Source organism: Variovorax sp. 38R (assembly GCF_014843395.1).
Lineage (GTDB): Bacteria > Pseudomonadota > Gammaproteobacteria > Burkholderiales > Burkholderiaceae_C > Variovorax > Variovorax paradoxus_H.
In genome coordinates this window covers 6,220,833-6,246,139 of record NZ_CP062121.1, presented here as the reverse complement: position 1 = coordinate 6,246,139, position 25,307 = coordinate 6,220,833, and the positions used below count along the sequence as shown (strand labels likewise).

Genomic DNA, 25,307 nt, shown 5'->3' with positions numbered 1-25,307 from the left:
ATGAAGACCATCGGCGACCAGCAGCTGCTCAAGCGTCTGAACCGCAGCGTGCTGCTGCGGTTGCTGCGCGCGCAGCCGGGCTTGTCGCGCGCGCGGCTCGCGAGCGAAAGCGGGCTCACCAAATCGACCGTGAGTTTGCTGGTGCGCGAGCTGCTCGACGAGGGCTGGCTCAGCGAGTCGGGCGCCGCGGTGGCCGACGGGCTCGGGCGGCCGTCCACGCCGCTGCAGATCAACGTCGGCGTGCGCGCGCTGATGGGCGTCGAGATCGCCGTCGAAACGCTGCGCCTCGTGTGCGTCTCGCTGCAGGGCGAGGTGCTGCACGCGGAGGCCCAGCCGCTGGACGACGGCGAGCCCGGACGCGTGTGCGCGCAGCTCGCGCGCATGGCCGCGGCGGCGCACGCGCACCTCGACCAGCGCGGCCTGCGCCTGTCGAGCATCGGCGTGTGTGTGCCCGGCGCGGTGGACGACTGCACCGGCGTGGTCCGCTTCGCGCCCAACCTCGGCTGGCGCAACGTGAACCTGCTGCCCGCGCTCGAAAAGGCGCTGGCTGCGGCCGGCCTGCCGGGCGTCACCGTGCAGCTGCAGAACGACGCCGATGCGGCCGCGCTCGGCGAGTACGAGTTCGCCGCGGGCGAGGGCGAAGACCCGCTGATCTTCGTCAGCAGCGACGTCGGCGTGGGCGCCGGCGTGGTGCTGAACGACCGGCTCTTTACTGGCGCGCAAGGCATGGCCGGCGAGATCGGCCACACCATCCTGCAGCTCGACGGACCGCTGTGCTCGTGCGGCCGGCGCGGCTGCGCCGAGGCTTTCTTCGGCTCGCGCGTGCTGGCGCGCGAGGGCGCGGACATGGCGCGCGCCGCCGCCTTCTTCGGCGTGCTGCTGCAGAACCTGTGGGTCACCTTCAACCCGCGCGCGATCGTGCTCGGGGGCAAGGTCTGCGCGGAGCATCCAGATTTCGTGCAGATTGCGTTCGAAGCCGTGAAGGGCTATGCGGAGCGCGCCGGCATGCCCGCGCCGGAACTGCGCACGGCGCGCTACGAAGCACTCGCGCCCGCAGTGGGGGCGGCGGCGTTGGCGCTGCACGACTACCTGCGGCCGCTGCAGCCCGATGCGAAAGCGCGCCGCGCGCGTGCGCTGGCGCGCGCCGGCGCCTGACCCTTCGCTGTCCGTCAGTCCGCTGCGCTGCTGTCGTCGTCGTGCCAGCCGCGCAGCCGCCGGTACAGCGTGCCGCGCGACACGTTGAGTTGCCGCGCCGCCTGCGACACATTGCCGCCGTGCGCCGCGAGCGTGTCTTCGATGAGCTTGCGGCTGTGCTCGCGCAGGGTTTCGGTGGGCGGTGTCGGCTCGATGTCGCTGACGGGTGCGAGCGCCACCGGCTGCTCCGCATGCACCTCGAGCACCGCAGGCGCATCGACCTGCGCGCTCGCCATGCCCGGCATCGCCACCGCATGCCGGAAATCCGCGCCGTCCGCCCCCTTGAGCTGCGCCTGCATCCACACGCCGAGCCCGCTCGCCAGCCGTAGCGGCTGCGCGGCCTCGCGCCGGCCCAGCCGCAGCAGGCTTGCGAGGTCGTGGCCCAGCAGGCATTCCACGTCGCGGTCGTCGGGTGCCTCGGGCAGCCGCCCCAGCAGCCGTGCGCCGGCGTTGTTGAGCCAGGCGATGGTGCCGTCGGGCGCGATACCGGCCAGCGCCTCGAGCGGCGTGCCGAGCAGCGTGGGGCTGGCCTGGAAGCGCAGGATCAGGTGGTCGCGCGACTGCGCCTGCAGCAGCCGGTTCTCGATGATGGTGGCGTGCAGCGCGACCATCGAGGCCGCATCGAAACCGAAACGCCTCGCCTCCACCGTGAGGTCGAGCACGCCCGCGAGCTGGCCGCGCACGTCGCGGATCGGCGCCGCGGCGCACTGCATGTGGCACAGCACGTCGTAGTAGTGCTCGGCGCCGTCCACGGTGCAGGCCTGCCCGGTGCTGGCCACGATGCCCGGCGCCGTGGTGCCCACGACGCGCTCGGAGATGTTCACGCCCAGGCGCGCGGTCTGGCGCAGCACAGGCTGGTGCGTGCCGGCGGGCTGGCTCGTGACGTGCACCACCACGCCGTCGCGGTCGGTGAGGATCACGCGGCAATCGGTGCCCGCGAGCATGTGCTCCATCTGCGCGAGTTCGTGCCGCGCCACGTCCAGCAGCTCGCGGTTGCGCGCGAGCGTGGTGTGCAGCCGGCTGGGCGTGACCGCGTCGAAGGCCACCACGCGCTGCCGGTCGGCGTGGGTGCGGCTGCAGCGCATCCACGACTGGATGACCGCCTCGCCGACCAGCCCCGAGGGGCGCACGCCTTCTTCGAAGAACTGCTGCCGCGCCAGCGCCACGCGCTGCGCCGGCGTGCTGGCAAAGAGTTGACGCGGCGCATCCGCCGTGCCGAGCCTGTCGAGCGCCATGGGTTCGCTGCCTCTCTGGATTCAGGGACCGCCTCGAATGTGTTCCGCAATGGAACAAGGCTTGATTGGGGAAATCCCGGGGGTGAAGGCCGGTGCCGCGCGAACGATCCTTGGGGCAGAACGACGAAGGAGACAGACCACGATGAAGACGACAACAAAGCCTCTTTCCGGGCGGCGCCTGCTTGCGGGCGCCTTGCTGTGCCTGGGCCTTGCGGCCCCGGCGCTGGCCCAGACGGCCGCCTCCCCGCAGGACCGCGCCGGTGCGGCCGCCAAACGCGTCGACAGCAACTTCGTGCGCGCCAACGCGGCGAAGAAAACGCCCGACTGGCCCAGCTACGGGCTCGACTACGCGGAGTCGCGCTTCAGCAAGCTCGACCAGGTCAACACGGGCAACGTGAAGCAGCTCGGGCTGGTCTGGTCGTACAACCTCGAATCGACGCGCGGCGTGGAAGCCACGCCACTGGTGGTCGACGGCATCATGTACGTCACGGCCTCGTGGAGCGTCGTGCATGCGATCGACACGCGCACCGGGCAAAAAATTTGGAGCTTCGATCCGCAGGTCGACCGTTCCAAGGGCTTCAGGGGCTGCTGCGACGTGGTCAACCGCGGCGTGGCGCTGTACGAGGGCCGCGTCTACGTGGCCGCCTACGACGGCCGCCTGATCGCGCTCGACGCTGCCACCGGCCAGAAGGTGTGGGAGAAGAACACCATCGACGGCCAGAAGGGCAGCTACACCATCACCGGCGCGCCGCGCGTGTTCAAGGGCAAGGTGATCATCGGCAACGGCGGCGCCGAGTACGGCGTGCGCGGCTACGTCACGGCCTACGACGCGAAGACCGGCGACCAGAAGTGGCGCTGGTTCGTGGTGCCCGGCGACCCTAGCAAGCCTTTCGAAGACGAGTCGATGGCGCGCGCCGCCAAGACCTGGGACCCGAGCGGCAAGTACTGGGAAGCCGGCGGCGGCGGCACCGCGTGGGACAGCTTTGCCTACGACCCCGAGCTCAACCTGATGTACGTGGGCACCGGCAACGGCTCGCCCTGGGCGCACAAGAAGCGCAGTCCCAAGGGCGGCGACAACCTCTACCTGAGCTCGGTGGTGGCGCTGAACCCCGACACCGGCAAGTACGTGTGGCACTACCAGGAGACGCCTGGCGACAACTGGGACTACACCTCCACGCAGTCGATGATCCTGGCCGACGTCAAGCTGGACGGCAAGACGCGCAAGGTGCTCATGCATGCGCCGAAGAACGGCTTCTTCTTCGTCATCGACCGCACCAACGGCAAGTTCATCTCGGCGAAGAATTTCGTCGCGGTCAACTGGGCCACGGGCTACGACAAGAATGGCCGGCCCATCGAGGTCGCCGCCGCGCGGCAGAACGAGAAGCCGGGCGACAGCATCCCGGGCCCGTTCGGTGCGCACAACTGGCACCCGATGTCGTTCAACCCGCAGACCGGCCTGGCCTACCTGCCCGCCCAGCACGTGCCGATCAACCTGATGGACGACAAGGACTGGAAGTTCGACCAGAACGCGCCCGGCCGCCCGCACGCCGCGCTGGGCTGGAACACCGCGATGTTCGCCAACGCCGAGCCGCCCAAGAGCAAGCCTTTCGGCCGCCTCGTGGCCTGGGACCCGGTCAAGCAGAAGGAAGCCTGGGGCGTCGACTACGCCTCGCCATGGAACGGCGGCACGCTGACCACCGCCGGCACCCTGGTGTTCCAGGGCACGGCCGACGGCCGGCTCGTGGCCTACCACGCCAAGACCGGCGAGAAGCTCTGGGAAACGCCCACCGGCACCGGCGTGGTGGCGGCGCCCGCGACCTACATGGTGGACGGCAAGCAGTACGTGTCGGTGGCCGTGGGCTGGGGCGGCGTGTACGGCCTGGCGCAGCGCGCCACCGAGCGGCAGGGGCCGGGCACGGTCTACACCTTCGCGGTCGGCGGCACGGCCAAGATGCCCGCGTTCGTCGAGTACCGCATGGCCAAGCTGGTACAGGGCGTGAAGTACGACCCCGCCAAGGTCCAGGCCGGCACCATGCTGTACGTGAGCAACTGCGTGTTCTGCCATGGCGTGCCGGGCGTGGACCGCGGCGGCAACATCCCGAACCTGGGCTACCTCGACCCGGCGTACATCGAGAACCTCGACAAGTTCGTGCTCAAGGGCCCGGCCATGTCGCGCGGTATGCCCGACTTCACGGGCAAGCTCTCGGGCGACGACATCGAGAGCATCAAGGCCTTCATCCAGGGCACGGCGGACGCGATCCGGCCGAAGTAGGGCGCAGCGCGCGCAAGCAAACAGGAAAGGCGCCATCGGCGCCTTTTCTTTTGGGGGCAGTGGGGCGGGCGGTCAGCCCGCCAGCCGCAGCTCGTGGATCAGCCCCGCCACGTTGCCCACCTGCAGCTTGTCGTAGATCGACTGGATGTGGTTGCGCACCGTGGCCGGCGAGCGGTTCAGGATGGCGGCGATGTCCTTGTGCGTGTCGCCGCGCGCCAGCAGTTCGGCCACCGTGTGCTCGCGCGGCGTGAGGCTGTCGGCGCGGCAGCGCGGGCGGCAGCGCAGGAACAGCAGGTGTTGCTCCACGCGGTGCGTGACCACGATCTCGCGGCCGTTGAAGCGCGCATGGCCCTGCAGGAAGTGCTGCAGCAGCGCATCGGGCAGCGTGCGGCCGTGCCAGGACGGCCACTCGGCCTTCAACGTGGCCTCGAACAGGCGGTCGGCGTGGTACAGCACGCCGCGCAGGTCGCCGATGGCCGAGCCGCTGGGCGACGCGCCGCCCGCTTCGAGGCGGTCCAGGTGCATCACGCGGTTCATCGCCAGCGCCTGCATCACGTGCGGCGAGAGGCTGGCGAGCAGCTGCCGCTCTTGCTCCGTGCCGTGCGCGTCGGGGTCGGCGCGGAACAGGCTGAGCCAGTGGACGAAGCTCGTCTGCGGGTTCGAATCGGAGGTGATGAAGAAGTTGGCCTGCTCGAAGCGACGACCGTAGTCGCGCAGTTCGGCCTGGTCGTCGCGGCAGAACCACGCCTGCGCATTGAAGGCGAGCGTGGCGTTCGACCGCTTGGCCACCTCGCCGGCGGCCGTGTCCATGTGCTTGACCTGCTCGTAGGCCGTGACCATCTCGAGCGGCTGGTTGTGCAGGTGGATCGTGTGGATGTCGATGCCGTGGTCGGTGCGGGTGGCGGTACCCCACATCGACGAATCGAAGGGCAGCACGGGCTTGATGAGGTCGAGCGCCGCGTCCTGGAAGGCATCGATGGGCAGCTCGTACGAGAGGCGGTACAGCCGCAACAGGAGCTCGCTGAAATCGCGCGGAGCAGGGGCCGGGGAAGTCATGCGCGAAGTCTTCCAGCCGCCTCGCCCCCTGCCCATCCCATGTTCCGGGGACGCGCGCGGGGCTCGGCCGCACGGTTTCAAGAATGGTGCATTTGCATCATTTGATTTCCAAAAGCGAAAGCTATTGTTTGCAGCGCCCTCGGTTGCTGCCCAGGCCCTTTCCCTTTTCGAGAGACCCACGATGCCTCATCCCACCTCCAGAATTCCCCACGCCCTGTCCCTTGCCACCCTGTTGATCCTCGGCGCCTGCGGCGGCGGAGGGGGTGGCGGAGGCGGTGGTGGCTTTGCATTCCCCGTCGGCACGGGCACCGGCAACGGCGGCACCCCGCCCGCCGCCGAGTCGCCCGGCACGCTGAGCGGCACCGTCGCCACCGGCGCGGCCTTTGCCGGCGCCGCACTCACCGTGTTCGACCAGACCGGCGCCAAGGTCTGCGAAGTGACCGTGCCGGCCGAGGGCTCCTACAGCTGCGTGCTGCCCGCCGGCACCAAGGCGCCGCTGGTGATCCAGGCCGTGCGCGACGACCTCACGCTCTACAGCACCACCGCCAGCACCGCCACCGGCACCACCAACGTGACGCCGCTGACCACCGTCGTGGTGGCGCAGCTGTCGCCCAACGGCGACCCGTCGAAGCTGGCCGCCGCCGTGCAGGCCGATGCCGGCGCTGTCACGCCGGGCGCCATCAGCGACCAGGTGGCGAAACTCGTGGCGGCGCTGAAGCCGCTGCTGGACGCGCTCAACCTCAGCATCGACCCGATGAGCGGCGAGTTCCAGGCCAACGGCACGGGACAAGACCGCGTGCTCGACACGTTGAACGTCTCGGTGCGCCCCGACGGCACGGCCGCCAACATCGAGATCACCGTCAAGGCGCAGCCCGCGAGCGAAGAGAGCGCGCCGGTGTCCATCGTCTTCCGCACCGGCGAGAGCAGCATCGCGCCGCTGCCCGCGGTCGATGTGGCGGCCCTCGTGCAGCCGCCCACGCCGGCGATGGTGAAAGACCTGCTCGACCGCCTCAACGCCTGCTACGCGCTGCCGCTGAACGAGCGCGTGGACAGCACCATCGGCTCCGACGGCAACGCCTTCGGCGAGGCCGTCAACGTGGTCGCGCCGGCCTGCCGCACGCTGTTCGTGGGCGACGACCCAGCCAGCTTCGTGACGGCCGGCCTGCACATCGGCCGCGCGTCGAGCGGCCCGCGCCGGCCCTTCGAAAGCCTGTTCCGCTTCGGCCCCACCAACCTGAAGCACGACCGCGGCAACTTCGAATACTTCTACCCGAGCGGCGACGTCGCGCTCACCTACCGCTGGACCGACAGCGTGGGCAACACCGACAACGACGTGTTCAACGCCAAGGTCGTGAATGGCGCGCTCAAGCTCACCGGCAACAGCAACGCCTACCGCGCCGCCGTGCGCCCGCAGCAGGAGCTGAAGGACTTCCTCAAGCACGCGAGCCTGAAGTACCACGCCACGGGCTACAACCTGTCAGTGGACAACGTGCTCGACGGCAACGGCGACTCGATCTTCACGAAGGTGGTGGCCACCTCGTCCGCGCTGCCGGGCCGTGAACTGGTCCTCGTGCCGCGGCCCGGGCTGAGCAGCCTGGTGCTCACCACCGACGGCACCGTCAACGGCGCGGTGAACTCCGGGGTGTGGCGTATGGCCGCGCGCTATGTGGACCCGGCACAAGGCGGCAATCCGAGCAGTGTCGAGACCGGCAATCTTTTTGCAGCGCCGCAGTTCGACGACGCGCAGTTGGGCGCCATTCCCGATCAGACGGTCTGGAAGCTCGAGTTCTTCCTGGCGGCCGGCGGGACCAACCCGGTGCAGTACGCGCGCACCTTCTCGCGCGCGCCGACCATCGCCGAGGCGGTGCAACTGCCGACCGTGGAAATGACGCCGGCCCTGCGCGCCGAGCTGATGTCGGAAATCGACGGCGTTCCGCGCGGCATCGTGTTCGGCGCGCCGGTTCCGTCCGACCCCAGCGCTAACAACATCGACTTCAGCGCCGAGGGCAACCTCGACGGCTGGTCGGTGCCCAGCGGTGCCTACGCCCCGACCACCTTCCTGGTGGCCGGCCGTGGTCCGAACAACAACCGCTTCACCGACTCGATCACCGTGCGCACCTCCGCGCGCAAGGCCGTCATCTACTGCCAGCCCGTGAACTCGCCGAGCGACAACCACTGCGTGAGCGTGGGCAACAACGCCTGGCAGTACGCGCAGGGCGCGTCGGTCAGCAGCTTCATCTTCTCGGCACGCACCGCGCGCCAGGTCGATGTGCGCAAGAACTTCGAGGCGTGGACCTACTCGCCTCCCTGATTTTTTCCTGCTGTCACACCGGATGAAAAAAGCCGCCGGCCCGAAAGGGCCGGCGGCTTTCTTCTTGGAGAGACCGAAAGGATCAGTCGGCGTAAACGCCGGCCGCCTTGATGATCGGACCCCACTTGGCGATTTCAGCCGAGACGAACTTCTTGTGCTCGGCGGGCTCGACGCGCTTGTCGGTGGTGATCACGGCGCCCAGGCCTTCCTGGCGCTTGATGAAGGCCGGGTCCTTCATGGCGGCCTTGATGGCCTCGTTGACCTTCTTCAGCACCGGTGCGGGCGTGCCCTTGGGAGCGTACACGCCGTGCCAGATCGACACTTCGAAGCCCTTCAGGCCCGACTCGTCGAGCGTGGGCAGGTCTTTCAGCGCGGGCGTGGTCAGGCGCTTGCTGGTGGTCACGGCGTAGGCCTTGACCTTCTTGGCCTCGATCTGCGACGTGGTGTTGGTGGTCTGGTCGCACAGCAGGTCGATCTGGCCGCCCAGCAGGTCGGCGATGGCCGGCGCGGTGCCCTTGTACGGCACGGGCGTCATCTCGATCTTCAGCGCGCTCTGGAACAGCAGGCCGCACAGGTGCGACGCAGCGCCCAGGCCGGCGTTGCCCAGGTTGATCTTGCCCTTGTTGGCATTGATCCAGGTCGTCAGTTCCTTGTAGTTGTTGGCGGGCAGGCCGGGCTTGCCGATCAGCGTCATCGGCACTTCATTGACCATGCCGAGGTATTCGAAGTCGTTCTCGACGTTGAACGGCAGCTTGCGGTACAGCGCCGGCATCGTCGACATGCCGATGTGGTTCAGCAGCAGCGTGTAGCCGTCGGGGTTGGCGCGGGCCACCTTGGCGGTGCCGATCGAGCTGCCGGCGCCGGCGGTGTTGTCCACGATGATCGTGGTGCCCAGCGTCTTCTGCAGCGATTCGGCCAGGTCGCGGGCCACGCGGTCGGTCGGGCCGCCGGCCGAGAAAGGCACCACCAGCGTCACGGGCTTGCCTGCGGGGAAATCCTGGGCGTGTGCGCCGACGGCGGCCGCGGCAATCGCCGCAAGGGCAAACAGTTTCTTCATGATGTCTCCGACGGAATTTTGAATGGAAAGGGTCGCGATCTTATCGGCTGACCGGGGCCTGACCCATACCGAATAGCCCTTAGGAATGTCACCGTTTTCGCCCCATGCTGGGGCATGATCACGCCCGTCCCGCGCACCCGCGCCGGGGTGATCACAACCACAAACAGGCCAGCCCGACGGGCGGCATCGAGGAGAAGAAACCAATGGATCCCTGGGTCTATCCGCGCGAGCGCTGGCTCGGCAAACTCACGCTCGTTCTGGGCCTGCTGGCCTGGGCGCTGATCGTCGTCGGCACGCTGGGCATTGCGCTGCTGTACGTGCTGCTGGGCTTCATCGGCTACGTGTTCGCGCAGTCGGCGGTCATCGCCTGGATCAAGGGCACGGGCGTGAAGCTGTCGCCCCAGCAACTGCCCGAGCTGCACGCGCGCTTTGTCGACTGCTGCACCCGCCTGGGCATCGCGCAGCCGCCCGAGGCCTACCTGCTGCACGGCGACGGCATGTTCAACGCCTTTGCCACGCGCTTTTTCGGCCGCAACTTCGTGGTGCTGCTGTCCGACGTGGTCGACGCCATGGAGGCGCAGCCCGACGGCATCCACTTCTACATGGGCCACGAGCTGGGCCACATCCGCCGCGGCCACCTCACGGGCCATATCTGGCGCGCCCCCGTGCTCTGGCTGCCGCTGCTGGGCGCGGCCTATGCGCGCGCCAAGGAATACACCTGCGACCTGCACGGCGCCGCCTGCTGCCGCGAGGTCGACTCCGCGCCGCGCGCGCTGGTGGCATTGGCCGCCGGTGCGCAGCAGTGGCGCAACGTGAACCTGCAGCGCTACGCGGCCCAGTCGGCCGGCAACCGCGGCTTCTGGGGCTCGTTCCACGAACTGATCGGCGGCTATCCCTGGCTCACCAAGCGCGTCGCCCGCGCCATCGACCCGGGCGCCAAGCTGCCCGAGCGCAACCCGGTGGCGTACCTGCTCGCGCTCTTCGTGCCGTATGCCGGCCGGGCCGGCGGCGGCGCGGCGGGTGTGCTGATCGTGGTGGCTGTCATCGGCGTCATGGCGGCTGCAGCCATCCCGGCCTACCAGGAGTACCAGACCCGCGCCGTCGTCGCGCAGGCCTGGTCCGAGGGCGCGCCGGTGCGCGACGCGCTCACGCGCCACTACGAAGAAAAGGCCGAGATCCCCGACACCCTGGCCGCCGTCGGCCTGCCGGGCAACCTGCCCAACGGCGCGACGCTCACGCTCGACCCCGACAGCATGGTGGTGGAAGTGACCACGCCCAAGGGCACGCTGCGCATGGAGCCGTCGTCGACCGACGCGGGCATCGCGTGGCACTGCAGCGCGGGGGACGGGTTGAGGGACAAGGCGTTGCCGGCGAGTTGCAAGAAGTAGCGTGAGGGAGCGAGGCGGGGGCCGATGGCTTCCGTCTTTCAATCTAAAAAAACGGGAGAGGCATTTGATGGGCAACGGTAAACAGTCGCGGCAACCGGCCGTACCAAGAGGGACGGACGCAGATCAGGCACCAACGCCGCAGGTGCAGAAAGTCGCAGGGAGCGATGGCGGCGGATCCGTCTTTAGTGTTGCAAGCCTCCTGACGACAATTTCTTTCTTGGGGGTCTTGCTCGCGCTACTCGGCTATGGGGTTGCACTTTCTGCAGAGGGGCGATTCGGAATGCCTCGTGCCCAGTTGATCGACTCGACAATGGACATGCTTGACTTGTCGACGTGGGTGATCCTTCAGATCGTCTCGAAGGGATTGGAGGCCTTCAGTAGCTTTTCTCTTTACGGCCAAGTGTTGAAGAGCACGATCCCTGCGGCGATCATCCTGCTAGTGGCTTGGCCGGTTTTTGCAGTCTTTCTGTCTCGACGCGGAAAGCGGGCTGGACGCGACACCGCATCGGATACATCGTCCTCGACGTCCAATTCGGACAACAAGGCGCCCAGCTTTCTCATCGCGTTGAAGCAGACCTGGTGGTTGCCAGTAGGCATCGTCGTGACGCCGTTCGCGATGCTGGCTGGGGTCGCCATCATCATCTTGATGGCCGTCGCGTTGACGTTTGTCCCGGTCTTGGGAATGACTGCGGGCGAAGCACATATCGATCGGTACGTGGTCGCGCCCAAGGGTTGTGATCCTGTCAGAAATCGATACCAACGTCTGATTCGTCCGCAGTGGCCCGATGAAGCAACAACGAAAGAAGAAGCGACGAAAGAAGAAGCGACGACTGCGCAGTGTGTCTCCATCAAGTTCACGGAAGGCGATACCGAAATACGCGGGCGAGTCGTTTTCGCGTTGAGCAAGGCCGTGATCCTGTATGACCCAAAGACGGGGGCCGTGAAGCGCGTGCCAACGGAGAGTGCCATCGTTGAGGTGATCTCTTCGCTTTGAGAAAGGCAAAGGATCTAAAGGACCGTGTGCATGAGGGCCATGTGAAAGCCCCTTGCAGCCGGCCCGCGCGGCGCCCCTACCTGTAGCTGCGCGCGTCCTCGATCACCTTGCCGTCGTTCGGCAAGGTGCCCGGCGCCACCAGTTCGATGGTGCCGCGCAGTTTGGTCACTTCGCGCACCGCGTCGGCAATGCGCGCGTCGAGCCCGGCCGGGGCGCCGGCGCATTCGAGCTTGAAGGTCATCTGGTCGTCGCCCATCTCGCCTGACACCACGAGGCGCGCACGCACGATCTCGGGAAAGCGCCGCACGACCTCGGCGACCTGCGAGGGGTGCACGAACATGCCGCGCACCTTGGTGGTCTGGTCGGCGCGGCCGAGCCAGCCCTTGATGCGCTTGTTGGTGCGGCCCGTGGGGCAGGTGCCCGCGAGCACGGCCGAGAGGTCGCCGGTGCCGAAGCGCACCAGCGGGTAGTCGGGGTTGAAGGTGGTGACGACGATCTCGCCCACCTCGCCGTCGGGCACCGGGTCGCCGGTGCCGGGACGCACGATCTCGACCAGCACGCCCTCGTCGATCACCAGGCCCTGGCGCGCGCTGGTTTCATACGCGATGAGGCCCAGGTCGGCGGTGGCGTAGCACTGGATGCCCTGCACGCCGTGCGCGGCAATCCAGTCGTGCAGACTGGGCGGAAAGGCCTCACCGGACACGAGCGCCTTGGTGAACCACGGCAGCTTCTGGCCTTTTTCCTCGGCCTTCTCGAGCAGGATTTTCAAAAAGCTCGGCGTGCCCGCGTAGCCGTCGGGCTTGAGGTCGACGATGGCTTCGAGCTGCTGCTCGGTCTGGCCGGTGCCGCCCGCGAAGATGGTGCAGCCCATGGCGTGCGCGCCGCTTTCCATGATCGAGCCGGCCGGCGTCATGTGGTAGCTGAAGCTGTTGTGGATCAGCTCGCCGCCGCGAAAGCCCGCCGCATGCAGCGCCCGTGCGGTGCGCCAGTAGTCGCGCGCCTCGCCCTCGGGTTCGTAGATGGTGCCGGGGCTCGCGAAGATGCGCGGCATGCGCGGCCCGCGCACGATCGACGCAAAGCCGCCGAAGGGGTCGTCGGCGCGACGTGCCTTCTGCAACTCGAGCAGTTCCGACTTGCGCGTGACGGGCAGCTTCGTGAGTGCTTCACGCGAGATGACGTCGCCGGGTTTCACACCGTCGAGGATCTTCGTGAACGCGGGAGAGGCGGTCTGGGCCTGGGCGATCTGCTTGGGCAGCGCGGCCAGCAGGTCCCGTTCGCGTTCGGCGGGGTCGCGGATTTCCAGTGTGTCGTAGTGGTCGTTCATGTCCGTACCCTTCGTCTATCGATTCGGTCGCTCTGGGGTGGGTACTTCAGGCCAGCCAACGCTTGCGCCGCTTGTAGCTCTTGACGTCGCGGAAGCTCTTGCGGTCCGCGCCGCCCACGCCGAGGTAGAACTCCTTCACGTCCTCGTTCTCGCGCAGGCTCTTGGCCTCGCCGTCCATCACGATGCGGCCGTTTTCCAGGATGTAGCCGTAGTCGGCGTAGCGCAGCGCCATGTTGGTGTTCTGCTCGGCCAGGAGGAAGGTCACCTTCTCCTTGGTGTTCAGGTCTTTGACGATCTCGAACACCTCTTCGACGATCTGCGGCGCCAGGCCCATCGAGGGTTCGTCGAGCAGCACCATGGTCGGGTTGGCCATCAGCGCGCGGCCGATGGCGCACATCTGCTGTTCGCCGCCCGAGGTGTAGGCCGCCTGCGAGCTGCGGCGCGTCTTCAGGCGCGGAAAGTACGCGTAGACCTTCTCCAGCGTCTCCAGCACCGCGGCCTTGCCGTCGGTGCGCGTGTAGGCGCCCGTCATCAGGTTCTCTTCGATGGTCAGGTGGGCGAAGCAGTGGCGGCCTTCCATCACCTGGATCAGCCCGCGCTTGACCAGCTCGGCCGGCGACAGCGCCTCGATGCGCTCGCCGCGCAGCTCGATGGTGCCCTTGGTCACGGCGCCGCGTTCGCCTGCGAGCAGGTTGCTCACGGCGCGCAAGGTGGTCGTCTTGCCGGCGCCGTTGCCGCCGAGCAGCGCGACGATGCCGCTTTCGGGCACGGTCAGCGACACGCCCTTGAGCACGAGGATCACGTGGTTATAGATAACCTCGATGCCGTTGACGTTGAGAAGGATCTTGGGTTCGCTCATGGTGTGGTCCGAAGCATTCGCAAGAACGGCACATCGCCGTCCTTGCGAATGGCGGCTCTTGCGAGCCGCCACGGCACTTTCTTTTGGGTCAGTGCATCAGGATTGGCAGTCGGCCGCTTCGCGACGGGTGAGCTTCTTCTCGCCCGCGTACTTGTCGGCAGCAGCCTTCACCATCGGCTTGATGATCTGGCTGTCGGCCTCATACCAGTCGGACATGCCGCCCCACTTCGCGCCGTCCCAGGTGTGGACACGCGCCCAGGTCGAGCCCATGTGGTCCTGGCACGAGGTGCTCACCGGACGCATCACGCCCGAGAAGCCGAGGGCGTCGAGCTTCTTCTGGTCGAGTGCGAGGTTCTCCATGCCCCAGCGCACTTGCTCGCCGGTCATGACCTTGCCCTTGCCGAAGCGCTCTTGCGCACGCTTGACGGCCTCGATGGTCAGCATCTGGATGATCACGCCGCGCGTGTAGAGCACCGAGCCCACTTCGTCCTTCGGACCCGTGCCCTGGCCCTTGTCGTGCACTTGCTTCAGGATGTCCTGGATCACCTTCGGCTGCGTGCCCGAGGTGTTCAGCGCCAGCGCGTTGTAGCCCTTGGCGTTGGCACCGACGTCCTTCACATCAGGTTCGGCGCCGGCCCACCACACGCCGTACATCTTCTCGCGCGGGTAGCCCGTGGCCACGGCTTCCTTCAGCGCGGTGGAGTTCATCACGCCCCAGCCCCACAGCAGCACGAAGTCAGGACGCGACTGGCGCACCTGCAGCCAGGCCGACTTCTGTTCCACGCCGGGCGCGGTCACCGGGATGAGCGACAGCTCGAAGCCGTTCTGCTTGGCGCGCTCCTGCAGCAGCGGAATCGGTTCCTTGCCGAACGGCGAGTCGTGGTACACGAGGGCGATCTTCTTGCCCTTGAGCTTGTCCATGCCGCCTTCTTTTTTCCCGATGTGCTGGATCAGGATGTCGGCCGCGGTCCAGTAGGAGCCCATGAGCGGGAAGTTCCACTTGAACACGCCGCCGTCTTGCGAGGCCGAGAGGCCGTAGCCCAGCGTGATGAGCGGGATCTTGTCGGTGGGCACTTTGTCGGTCAGCGCGAAGGTGATGCCGGTGGCCTGCGGGTCGAACAACGCAACGCCCGGGCGGCCCTTCAGGCGCTCATAGCATTCGACGCCCTTGTCGGTCGCGTAGCCGGTTTCGCATTCTTCGTAGGCGATCTTCACGCCATTCATGCCGCCGGTGGCGTTGACGTACTTGATGTAGTCCTGCTTGCCGTTGGCCCAAGGCGTGCCGTTGGGCGCGTAGGGGCCGGTGCGGTAGACCAGCAGCGGGAAGAACTGTTCCTTGGCCTGCGCCTGGACCAGCGACGGCGCCAGCGCCGTGCCCAGGGTGGTGACCACCAGGGCGGCGGTCAGAGCGAGCGATTTCAGTGTCATGCCTGTCTCCTTTTGTGGGCACCTCGGTGCCGGTTTTTACGTGCGAACGAACGGGAACTCTTGCAATGCGTTGTCAGTCAGTGCGGGAAGGGCCACAGCCGCAGCTTTTCCTTGGCCGTGGACCACAGCCGCGCCAGGCCGTGCGGCTCGACGATCAGGAAGAACACGATCAGCGCGCCGAAGATCATGGTCTCCAGGTGCGAGGCCAGTGCGGTCGAGATCGAGAAGCCCAGCCACCCCGGCAGCTGGTTCAGAAAGAGCGGCAGCAGCACGATGAAGGCGGCGCCGAAGAAGCTGCCCATGATCGAGCCGAGTCCGCCGATGATCACCATGAACAGCAGCTGGAACGAGCGGTCGATGCTGAACGCCGCCGGCTCCCACGCACCCAGGTGAATGAAGCCCCACAGCGCGCCGGCCACGCCGACGATGAAGCTGCTCACCGCAAAGGCCGTGAGCTTGGCGTACACCGGGCGGATGCCGATCACCGCGGCGGCCACGTCCATGTCGCGCATCGCCATCCACTCGCGGCCGATGGCGCTGCGCACCAGGTTCTTGGCGAGCAGTGCGAACACCACCACGAAGATCAGGCAGAACAAATACTTCTGCACCGGCGATTCGATCGGCACGCCGAACACGGGGTCTCCTCGTTTTCAGTGCAATAAGTGACGGTACGAAAAGCTAGCACTGGCGCGGAGGTGGTGTTGGTAGATCGTTGATTTCATTGACTTTCCTGTTCACTTTCAAATCTGCGATTCGTGGCGTCAAACCGTGGTCGGTTTCATCCATTGGTGCCAGTTATCGATGCATTTGGCCGCGAAGGCAGGATTTGGTCAGCATAGCGGTCAACCGGGAAGCGAAACACACCCCGCAAGTTGATGCTCTCCAGCCTGGTGGGCGCAATCTTCCCGATCAGTTCCGGTGGAATGACCTGGCGGCGGTTCGACCAGCGATCCAGGACCGCCTGCATCTGTGAGGTATTCCACGCCATCACGATGTTGGCCATCAGGCTCAACGCATCGGCCACAGCCTGCATTTCATCGACACGTTTGGCCTGCGCCGGGCTGATCCGGCCGGTATAAATGGCGCGCTTGAGGGCGTTAACAGCCTCGCCCCGATTGAGCACCCGGCGCAACTCGTTCCTGAAAGCGTCCTTGACAAAGTAGTCAGCCAAAAACGCCGTACGCAGCAACCGCCCCAATTGCACGCCAGCCTCATAGATTGGATCGCCCTGGGCGGCAGAACCGAACCGCGCAAGAGCTGCCACCGCACTGGCATGTCCGCTCATGACCGAGGCTGCCAGGTGCACCAGACTATCCCAATGCTTTTCGATCAAAGCGACGTCGACATTGGCTTCGCACACCGCAGCGATTTCTGCGGGCACTTTGGTGCCGCGTGGCACAAAGAGGTGGCGCTGTTTGAGTTCCTTCAACCGCGGGCAAAGATCAAAACCAAGCAAACGGGCATGTGACATGGCAAAGTCGGTGTAGCCATGGGTATCCACAGCAAGCTGGCTGGTCTCCAGCTTTTCTTGGCGGATGACACCTTCAATGGCCACGCCCGCCTGGCGCTCATTGAGCACAAAGGGCTGCGCATGGAAGATGCCCCACCGGTCTTTTACATGGGAGTAGATTCCAATGGAAGGTGTGTTGCGCCGAGGATCAAGCCGGGCTTGCCACACCCGTTTGGTGGTCTCCATGCTCATCATGTCAGAAGATGCCAAATCGGACCGCCCCCAGGTGGCGGCAATCGGGTGTCGCTGCATGAATTCCAGCACAGCCTGGCAGGCCTGGCTCAGACGCCGTTCGTCCCGCGCCCAGCGCATGGCCTGGCGAATGCTGGTGGCAGACAATTGCGGAATCATGCGCGCGCATTCGACCGCAGTCAGACTGGTGCCGTGGGCCATGATGCCGGCATAGACCATCAGCAGCTCGTCGGTAGAGCGCGGCTCACGTCCGAGCATGATCCAGCTAAAGCGCACCTGGGCGTCAACGGCCAGAATCACTTCCGGCAATTGAACCTCACCGATGCGGTGATCCAAAGCCGCGCGCAGCTTGGTCACTTCTGGGTCTTCGTCCTCTGCGGGCAATGGCGACAAATGGAGTTCATCATCCACGCGCAGTACGCCACTGCGGGCTGCAGCGGCCACCGCATCGACACCGGCAGTTACTCTGGCCAGCAAAGGCTTCAAGAAAGTGGCAGCCTTGCTGGGTAACGATAGACGGGCATAGTGTTTCTTGGACTCTGCCTGCCAACGCTCGTCCGTGAAGAACAAGCGCGCACGACCCCGAAAGCTCAGGCTGTGCTCAATCCAGACCGAGCCATTGCGCACCGCGCGGCGCAGGGCAAACAGGGTGGCCACCTCCAACGCCTGAAACGCCCGTTCCCGGTCTGGGCTGGAGATCGAAACCTGCCAGATCATTCCCAGACTTGGTGCCACCACTTCAACTGGCAGCTTTCTGGATCCTTTGAGATATAAAGCTTGCAGCTTGGCAAGGTACTCGATGGCAGGATGCTCGCCGGTGGCCTGCCAGGGCAGCTTTGCAATGGCGACGAGCAACGACCGCACGGGGCGAATTCCATCAATCAATCCCTCGCGGACCAGGGAGGCCCTGCTCGGTGGTTTGCGTTTCTGGGTTTCGGTGATCAAGGCTTCAAGACGGGCACGCAACTCAGCATCTGGCACCGCACCTTGCGCGCTCAAGGCAACAAGTTCGCCGAGCAGCGTTTTGTACATTGCGGCCCAATTGACGGTAGCGGGGACATCGGCGGCAGCCTGACGCCACAGATCGGCGATCCGGCGCTGCACCATAAGGATCAACTGGTCTGTGGTGGTGAACAGGCAATACCGAAGAAAGCATGCGACCTCCACGGTGCGCGCTGGCTCTTTGATCTTGGCTCCGGCTGAGGGCGGCCTGGAGACAAGTCGGCGCGCGTAGCGGCGCAAGATGAGATCGGGGATGTCTGCCAGGTGCTTATGAACGTCCAGCGTGTAAAGCAGGTCGATGCGCTCCAGTACCTCGCTGATTTGGCGGGTTGAGTGTTTCGCCGGTGCAGCCCATAGCCAACTCTGCTGGGTTTGTCCATCTGGGCGCAGCTCTGAAACTGAGGCTCGCCAGCGATCAAGTGTTGCTGGATCAACGCTGGCGGCGATGGCGGTGCCTGTTTCAACTTCAAGCTGGGCAAGTGCCGCCGCAATCAGTGTCCGAATTGCCCGCTCGTGCACGATCACCAGCTTGTTCTTGTACAGCCATTGACGCGCCCGCACGAGTAGCTGATCGCGGTCGGCGCAGCGCGCCACTTCGTCGCGCAGTTCACGTACCAGTGAGCGGCGCTGGTGCTCGCTCATCCACTGGAATCCAAGGACCGTGCAGGCTACTTGTTGGTGATCGAATAGCGTGCGCCCGCGTTCATACATGGCTCTCAGCGAGGCGACTTCTGGTGCTGCAATGCCAAGCTCGTTGCCAAGGTGGCGCCACAAGGCTACTGGAATTACCCGAAAGGCACCGAGCAAACGCCCACTCATGCGCAGGAAACCAATATGGAGCGCCAGACCAAGCTTGTGGGAATCACCTCGGCGTGCATTGATTGCGTCGCGCTCGGCACCATCGAAGGTGAAAAATGCCTTCATCTCGAAGTCGCTGATATCGCGGGGGAGCCCACGCATCCCCAAAAACGTTGTGTGCCAACCCTGCATCGTGAACCTCAAAAGTGGGAGGCCACCATACCCGTTTACAAAGCGAACAGGAAAGTCAATGAAATCAACGGTCTACCCAGACCACCCCCGCGCCAGTGCTAGCTTTGCGTACCGTCACTTATTGCACTGAAAACGAGGAGACCCCGCCATGGCCAAAATGCGCAAGGTCACCACCGTTCGCGGCTACGGTGCCTTTGTCGGCGCCAACCACCTCGAAGTGGAAGAAACCACCGGCACGGGCCAGGAGAAGACGGGCACCAAGAAGGTCATCGCCTTCAAGCGCGCCATCATCGCCGCTGGCAGCCAGGCCGTGCGCCTGCCGTTCATGCCCAACGACCCGCGCGTGGTCGATTCCACCGGCGCGCTGGCGCTCAGCGGCGTGCCCAAACGCATGCTCATCCTGGGCGGCGGCATCATCGGCCTGGAAATGGGCACGGTGTACAGCACCCTGGGCGCACGCCTGGATGTGGTGGAAATGATGGACGGCCTGATGCAGGGCGCCGACCGCGACCTGGTCAAGATCTGGCAGAAGATGAACGCCAAGCGCTTCGACAACATCATGTTGAAGACGAAAACCGTGGGTGCCGAGGCCACACCTGAAGGCATCAAGGTCACATTCGCGCCAGCGGAAGAGGGCGGCACCACCCCCGAACCCCAGGTGTACGACCTGGTGCTGCAGGCCGTGGGCCGCACGCCCAACGGCAAGAAGATTGCCGCTGAAAAGGCCGGCGTGTCTGTGACGGACCGCGGTTTCATCAACGTCGACATCCAGATGCGCACCAACGTGCCGCACATCTTCGCCATCGGCGACATCGTCGGGCAGCCCATGCTGGCGCACAAGGCGGTGCATGAGGCACACGTGGCGGCAGAAGTGATTGCCGGTGAACTGCAAGGCAACAAAGAGCTGGCAAGCGCCGCCTTCAACGCCCGCGTGATCCCAAGCGTGGCCTACACCGACCCTGAAGTGGCTTGGGTGGGCCTGACGGAAGACCAGGCCAAGGCCCAAGGCATCAAGGTCAAGAAGGGCCTGTTCCCCTGGACGGCCTCGGGCCGCGCCATTGCCAACGGCCGCGACGAAGGCTTCACCAAGCTGCTGTTCGACGACAGCCCCGAAGCAGGATCAGGAGACGGCCATGCTGGCCGGGGCCACGGCAAGATCCTGGGCGGTGGCATGGTCGGCACCCACGCGGGCGACATGATCGGAGAGATCGCGCTGGCTATCGAGATGGGTGCGGACGCAGTGGACATCGGCAAGACCATCCACCCGCATCCGACGCTGGGCGAGAGCATCGGCATGGCGGCGGAAGTGGCGCATGGCAGCTGCACGGATGTGCCGCCTGCGCGCAAGTAAGTCCGCAGCCAAGCTACCCTGACAAGGCCCGAACTGGCGACGGTTCGGGCCTTGTGCTTTGCGTACCCAAACAATCGCCGCAGAATACTGTGCATTTGTACAGCATTCATGTCAGCCACTTCCAAGCCCAAGCTCTACAACCCACGCCACCCCGAACGCACGCTGCTGTACCAAACGGTAGCCGAGCACTACGAGACCTGGCTAGAGTTGGCCAGCGCGGGTCAGTTCGACGGCCAGGGCGACCACCACACCCCCAAGCCCTTCGTGCGCAAAGCGTTTGCCAAGTATCTTGAGTGCGGCATCTTTGCCCATGGCTTTGCCCGCGCTCGCTGCGGCGACTGTGGGCACGACTACTTTGTAGCCTTCTCCTGCAAAGGCCGGGGAGTCTGCCCCTCGTGCACCACCCGGCGCATGGTGGAGACAGCAGCGCACCTGAACGATCACGTATTCCCCCGCCTGCCGGTGCGCCAGTGGGTGCTCTCCGTGCCCAAGAGGTTGCGGTACTTCATGCAACGCGACGGAGCGGTGCTGAGCATGGTGCTGCGCATCTTTCTGCGGGTGATCGCACAAACTCTGCAGACCCACAGCCCCGGTGCGGCCCATATGGACAAGGCAGGCCTGCACATCGGTGCCATCGCCTTCATTCACCGATTCGGCTCCAGCCTCAATGAACACGTCCACTTCCACGTTTGTGTGGTGGACGGGGTGTTTGAGGAAGTGGAGGGCGAGGGCGATGCTGATGCGACCCCTCGAATCTCATCGCCGGGTGTCATCTTTCACGCGGCCACCGGCATCGATGCGGCTACCGTGGCCCCAGTGCAGACCACACTGCAAAAACGCATCCTGCGCGCCTTCGTTGCTCGGGGCCTGCTGGAGAACTGTGACGCCAAAGACATGCTGGGCTACAAACACAGCGGCTTCTCGGTGGACGCCGGTGTCTGCATCGAAGCCCACGACCGCGCTGCGCTGGAGCGGCTGCTGCGCTATTGCGCGCGTCCACCGTTTTCCATGGAGCGCCTACGCAAAGAGGGAAGCAAACTGGTGTACCGCTGTGCCAAACAGCGCAGCGAGCCCACCAGTGACAAGCGTGGTGCCAAGGCAGATGAGCTGCACCTCACACCGCTGGAACTGATCGACCGCATCGCCGCGCTGGTGCCACCGCCACGCACCCACCGGCACCGCTACTTTGGTGTGCTGGCACCAAACTCGCCGCTGAGAGCGGCGGTAACGGCGCTGGCCCAGCCTGCTGCGTCGCAACCAGCCACGGTGGAGACTGCACAACCTGGCGCGGGCGTACCTGGGGTGGCGGCGCCGGGCAACGCGGCCACACCCACACCCGAACCTGAAGCACGCCCGAAGCGAGCGGCGCATTACTTGTGGGCGGTGCTGATTGCCCGCATCTACGAGGCATTTCCGCTGCTGTGCCCCATGTGCGGTGGGCAGATGCGCATCATTGCCTTCATCACCCACAGCGCCGAAATCCGCCACATCCTGAACCACATCGGGGTGGAGTCTGCCCCCCCGCACATCACCCCGGCACGCGGGCCACCGCTGTGGGAGGGCTGCGACGCGCCGGTGGATGATGGTGCGCAAGGCGAGCCGGATTGGGATCTGGCAGCTCAACCCGACGAGGTAGACCAGCGCGTCAATTGGTGACCCAGTGAAGCGGCGGTATCCATCGCTGCGGGGAAGCAGCTGCACGCGCGCCAGGCCCAAATGCATACTGCCTCCCAAGCTCTTGCCATTGAGCGGCAAGCGAGCGCTCAACCTTCCTTGGCCGAACGTGTTTCGAGGCCCAAAACTCGTGCCATACTTGGCCTCATGCGGTTGAATTTCCTATCCGTTTTCGCTCGCACCGGAAATGCAGAGATCCTCGCAGACTGCTTTACCGGCGATCTCCGCGCCCGCTCCCAATAGGCGCTGGACGACTGTGGCATCGTATTCGGGAGTGTACCCCTCAAGCAGGGACGAGCCGTTGCGCATCCCTATTCCAGCCAGCGCGATGCTGTCTTTCAGGGCGATCCGCATTCCTGCCAGGGATCCGTTTTGATGTTCGCGCACGGAAGTCCTCAGGTACCACGCGTTCGTCGGATTCGTACCGGGCTCGGGCCTTTCACCTCTTCGGGAAGCTGGCGCCCGCAGTCGACCCTCACCTACCAACGATTCCACACGAGCGAAGGACGGAAGTGCCGCATTCATGGCAATTCTGTATCCATCAAGGTCATGTCCGCCCCCCAATCCGAGCCGCGCCAAGATGGCAGCGATTTCCTCAAGGGGCGGCGGATGCAGCAACGGCGTCATTTCCTAGAGGCTGCGCCAAGCTGGGTTAGCCACCATGTTCGCCCGCTGCAAAATAGCTGTGGCGCGGCTCTGCGCTTCCTCAAGGAACGCCAACTCACGTTCAGGGGGAAGAAAGCTCAAGCGGCGGTTCTCCATCACAACGTTTCCGTCAATCAGGACAGTGTCCACCTCATTGCCGTAAGCCTGAAACACGATCGTGGCCGCCAAATGATGGTGAGGAGTCGTCTGAGGGTGACGCAGGTCAAGCAGGATAAGGTCCGCGCGCTTGCCGGTTTCGATGGAACCAATCTCGTGGTCCATTCCCAACGAACGCGCCCCATCGATCGTCGCCATTTCAAGAATCTTCTCTGGGGTCAGCACGTCCGCATCCCGATGCACCGCGCGGTGAATATGGGCCATAAACTTCATGTCTCCGATCATGTTTACGGAGTCATTACTATTCCCGTTATCTGTTCCAATGCCCACGGCCATGCCGCGCTCCACCATCTCTGGCACGGGGGCCACCCCTGAGCCGAGGTAGGCATTGCTCACAACCTGCGACGCGACCTTCACATTGTGGCGGTGCAGCAGCCGAACATCCTTCCGGTCAAAGTACACGCAATGCGCGACCTGCAGACGCTCATCCAAGAGTCCGTAACACTCCATGTACTCGGCGGGACTCATCCCATGAATCCGCTCATCATGATCGCTCTCCGCCATGTGAAGCGTCCACATTACCGCCCGATCACGGGCGAAGGCTTGTGCCCATCGCATTCCTTCAACTGTCACCGCCGTGGTAGTGGCAGGAGCGGGCCAAACTGATATACGACCTCCTGCCGTGCCATGATACTGATCTGACAGGGCTGTGATCCGATCTTTGGCCACAGCCGTTTCCTCCATGATCGAGCACAGTTCGACTTGGGGAGAGCGAGCCTTCAAGGCGTCCACATACCCTTGAATGCGCCCGTCCATCCGATCAAAGAACATGCGGGCGTAGACGACCCTCACACCCACCTCACCATAGACCGCCATCGCGGCCTCGATGTTGCCTGGGTAGATGGCCGAATCGGCGTTTTCGTTGATCGTCGTAATCCCGCTGCGCACAGCTTCCGCACAATACAACCTCACCGCCACCGCTACGTCCTCCGGTCTCATCGCCTTTTGTCCCGGATACACAACGTTGAACAGCCAGTCATAGAATTGACGCCCGTGCGAGGGCCCTCCGCGCAGGAGGATCTGGTTCACATGGGTGTGGGCATTGATGAAACCGGGTAACACGACCTTGCCGCGTGCATCGATCACCCGATCCGCTGGCGGAGGCACCGACTCGGCGTGCACTCCGAGCGCGACGATCCGTCCATCCTGCACGTGAACCCAGCTATCCCCAAGGACTCTGCGGTACTGATCCATCGTGACGAGGGTACCGTGCTGGATGCTGAGCGTTTGCATGATATGTCTCCAATAGTGTGTTACACGTCGCAACGCAGATATTATGCCATCGAAAAACCTGCACCGCAACTGGGTGGTCATCCCGCACGTCACCAACCACGACGACGCGGACATCACCGACCTGGAAGCCTTTCGCGTGCAGTTCAACAAAGAGAACGAAAAGAGCGGCGTCAAGGTCACCATGCTCGCCTTCATGATCAAGGCTGCTGTGGCCGCGCTCAAGAAGTTCCCCGAGTTCAACAGCTCGCTCGACGGCGACCAGCTGGTGATGAAGAACTACTTTCACATCGGCTTTGCGGCCGACACGCCCAACGGCCTGGTGGTTCCCGTCATCAAGGATGCCGACCAGAAGGGCATCGTCCAGATCAGCAAGGAAATGGGCGAACTCGCCGCCAAGGCGCGCGAAGGCAAGCTGGCCCCGGCAGACATGCAGGGTGGATGCTTCTCCATCAGCTCGCTGGGCGGCATTGGTGGCCGTTACTTCACGCCCATCATCAACGCGCCTGAAGTCGCCATCATGGGCGTGTGCAAGAGCAGCATCGAACCCAAGTGGGACGGCAAGCAATTCGCCCCACGCCTGATGCTGCCCCTCTCCTTGAGCTGGGACCACCGCGTGATCGACGGCGCCGCCGCCGCGCGCTTCAACGTGTACTTTGCCTCGCTGCTGGCGGACTTCCGCCGCATCGTGATGTAACGCGAGGGCAACACCCATGGCAATCATCGACATCAAGGTGCCCGACATTGGCGACTTCGCCGAAGTGGCCATCATCGAAGTGCTGGTCAAACCCGGCGACACCATCAAGGCCGAGCAAAGCCTGATCACCGTGGAGTCCGACAAGGCCTCCATGGAGATCCCGTCCAGCCATGCTGGCGTGGTCAAGGAGCTGAAGGTCAAGCTCGGCGACAAGGTCGCCGAAGGCTCGGTGGTGCTGACCCTGGAAGTGCAGGGTGCAGGCGCAGCCGCTCCAGCGCCTGCAGCTGCCCCTGCGCCCGCGGTTTCTGAGCCAAAACAGGCTCCAGCGCCCACCCCACAAGCGCAAGCAGCTATTAATCCAGTAGCGTCCAGCTTTGCTGGTACGGCGGATCTGGACTGCGACGTGCTCGTGCTGGGCGGCGGCCCCGGCGGCTATTCGGCAGCCTTCCGCGCGGCCGACCTGGGCCTCAAGGTCATCATCGTCGAGCGCTACGCAGCCCTGGGCGGCGTGTGCCTGAACGTGGGCTGCATCCCGTCCAAGGCGCTGCTGCACGTGGCCGCCGTCATGGACGAGGTCAGCCACCTGTCCGCCGCAGGCATCGACTTTGGCGCCCCCAAGGTCAATGTCGATACGCTGCGCGGCCACAAGGAAAAGGTCATCAGCAAGCTCACCGGCGGCCTGGCCGCCATGGGGTCTCCTCGTTTTCAGTGCAATAAGTGA

At 65.1% G+C, this 25,307-nt stretch carries 15 protein-coding genes and 4 pseudogenes; 9 read left to right on the top strand and 10 right to left on the bottom strand.

What is annotated here, in order from left to right:
* Nucleotides 1-1,155, top strand: a complete 1,155-nt coding sequence (locus IG196_RS28990; protein ID WP_192194020.1) for an ROK family transcriptional regulator — start codon at nt 1-3, stop codon at nt 1,153-1,155.
* 14 nt (nt 1,156-1,169) lie between these two features.
* Here the strand turns inward: IG196_RS28990 and IG196_RS28985 are convergent, their stop codons facing one another.
* A complete protein-coding gene (locus IG196_RS28985) occupies nt 1,170-2,429 on the bottom strand; it encodes a helix-turn-helix domain-containing protein (RefSeq protein ID WP_192194019.1) in 1,260 nt (419 codons plus the stop codon).
* Nucleotides 2,430-2,571: 142 nt separating this feature from the next.
* Here IG196_RS28985 and IG196_RS28980 point away from each other — a divergent pair, with 142 nt between their 5' ends.
* Nucleotides 2,572-4,701 (top strand): PQQ-dependent dehydrogenase, methanol/ethanol family, encoded by a 2,130-nt coding sequence (locus IG196_RS28980; RefSeq protein ID WP_192194018.1) that lies wholly within the window; start codon nt 2,572-2,574, stop codon nt 4,699-4,701.
* Between the two features lie 72 nt (nt 4,702-4,773).
* On the opposite strand, the gene IG196_RS28975 is transcribed toward IG196_RS28980, so the two are convergent.
* Nucleotides 4,774-5,757: a helix-turn-helix transcriptional regulator gene (locus IG196_RS28975; protein ID WP_192194017.1), complete on the bottom strand. Its 984-nt coding sequence runs from the start codon at nt 5,755-5,757 to the stop codon at nt 4,774-4,776.
* Nucleotides 5,758-5,938: 181 nt separating this feature from the next.
* Between IG196_RS28975 and IG196_RS28970 the strand changes: the two genes are divergently transcribed.
* The gene (locus IG196_RS28970; RefSeq protein WP_192194016.1) at nt 5,939-8,068 is read left to right on the top strand and encodes a carboxypeptidase regulatory-like domain-containing protein; all 2,130 of its coding nucleotides are present in this window, start codon (nt 5,939-5,941) and stop codon (nt 8,066-8,068) included.
* A gap of 82 nt (nt 8,069-8,150) precedes the next feature.
* On the opposite strand, the gene IG196_RS28965 is transcribed toward IG196_RS28970, so the two are convergent.
* Nucleotides 8,151-9,125: a tripartite tricarboxylate transporter substrate-binding protein gene (locus IG196_RS28965; RefSeq protein WP_159274813.1), complete on the bottom strand. Its 975-nt coding sequence runs from the start codon at nt 9,123-9,125 to the stop codon at nt 8,151-8,153.
* A 203-nt stretch (nt 9,126-9,328) separates the two neighbouring features.
* On the opposite strand from IG196_RS28965, the gene IG196_RS28960 reads away from it, so the two are divergent.
* Both IG196_RS28960 and IG196_RS28955 read left to right on the top strand, forming a co-directional pair.
* Complete coding sequence (locus IG196_RS28960) at nt 9,329-10,513, top strand: M48 family metalloprotease (protein WP_192194015.1); 1,185 nt, start codon at nt 9,329-9,331, stop codon at nt 10,511-10,513.
* A gap of 67 nt (nt 10,514-10,580) precedes the next feature.
* On the top strand, nt 10,581-11,507 hold the full coding sequence (locus IG196_RS28955; RefSeq protein WP_192194014.1) for a hypothetical protein: 927 nt from the start codon (nt 10,581-10,583) through the stop codon (nt 11,505-11,507).
* A 76-nt stretch (nt 11,508-11,583) separates the two neighbouring features.
* Here IG196_RS28955 and IG196_RS28950 read toward each other — a convergent pair whose 3' ends face one another.
* The 5 genes and pseudogenes from IG196_RS28950 to IG196_RS28930 all read right to left on the bottom strand — a co-directional run bounded on the left by IG196_RS28950 (nt 11,584) and on the right by IG196_RS28930 (nt 18,812).
* Nucleotides 11,584-12,831: a phenylacetate--CoA ligase family protein gene (locus IG196_RS28950; RefSeq protein ID WP_192194013.1), complete on the bottom strand. Its 1,248-nt coding sequence runs from the start codon at nt 12,829-12,831 to the stop codon at nt 11,584-11,586.
* Nucleotides 12,832-12,877: 46 nt separating this feature from the next.
* On the bottom strand, nt 12,878-13,690 hold the full coding sequence (locus tag IG196_RS28945; RefSeq protein ID WP_099793747.1) for an ABC transporter ATP-binding protein: 813 nt from the start codon (nt 13,688-13,690) through the stop codon (nt 12,878-12,880).
* Between the two features lie 96 nt (nt 13,691-13,786).
* Complete coding sequence (locus tag IG196_RS28940; protein WP_101491432.1) at nt 13,787-15,118, bottom strand: ABC transporter substrate-binding protein; 1,332 nt, start codon at nt 15,116-15,118, stop codon at nt 13,787-13,789.
* A 77-nt stretch (nt 15,119-15,195) separates the two neighbouring features.
* A pseudogene (locus IG196_RS28935) lies at nt 15,196-15,753 on the bottom strand (branched-chain amino acid ABC transporter permease); the annotation flags it as partial.
* 143 nt (nt 15,754-15,896) lie between these two features.
* Nucleotides 15,897-18,812 (bottom strand): Tn3-like element IS1071 family transposase, encoded by a 2,916-nt coding sequence (locus tag IG196_RS28930; protein WP_003049965.1) that lies wholly within the window; start codon nt 18,810-18,812, stop codon nt 15,897-15,899.
* A gap of 136 nt (nt 18,813-18,948) precedes the next feature.
* On the opposite strand from IG196_RS28930, the pseudogene IG196_RS28925 reads away from it, so the two are divergent.
* Nucleotides 18,949-20,163 (top strand): annotated as a pseudogene (locus tag IG196_RS28925) (dihydrolipoyl dehydrogenase family protein); the annotation flags it as partial.
* 108 nt (nt 20,164-20,271) lie between these two features.
* Nucleotides 20,272-21,819 (top strand): IS91-like element ISPps1 family transposase, encoded by a 1,548-nt coding sequence (locus IG196_RS28920; RefSeq protein WP_008328818.1) that lies wholly within the window; start codon nt 20,272-20,274, stop codon nt 21,817-21,819.
* A 180-nt stretch (nt 21,820-21,999) separates the two neighbouring features.
* Here IG196_RS28920 and IG196_RS32260 read toward each other — a convergent pair whose 3' ends face one another.
* Entirely contained in the window at nt 22,000-22,224 is a 225-nt protein-coding gene (locus tag IG196_RS32260) for an amidase family protein (protein ID WP_263864226.1), read from the bottom strand.
* Nucleotides 22,225-22,467: 243 nt separating this feature from the next.
* The gene (locus IG196_RS28910; RefSeq protein WP_011117157.1) at nt 22,468-23,892 is read right to left on the bottom strand and encodes an amidohydrolase; all 1,425 of its coding nucleotides are present in this window, start codon (nt 23,890-23,892) and stop codon (nt 22,468-22,470) included.
* Between the two features lie 55 nt (nt 23,893-23,947).
* Here IG196_RS28910 and IG196_RS28905 point away from each other — a divergent pair.
* Both IG196_RS28905 and IG196_RS28900 read left to right on the top strand, forming a co-directional pair.
* A pseudogene (locus IG196_RS28905) lies at nt 23,948-24,586 on the top strand (2-oxo acid dehydrogenase subunit E2); the annotation flags it as partial.
* 16 nt (nt 24,587-24,602) lie between these two features.
* Nucleotides 24,603-25,289, top strand: a pseudogene (locus IG196_RS28900) (biotin/lipoyl-containing protein); the annotation flags it as partial.
* Nucleotides 25,290-25,307 lie beyond the last annotated feature (18 nt).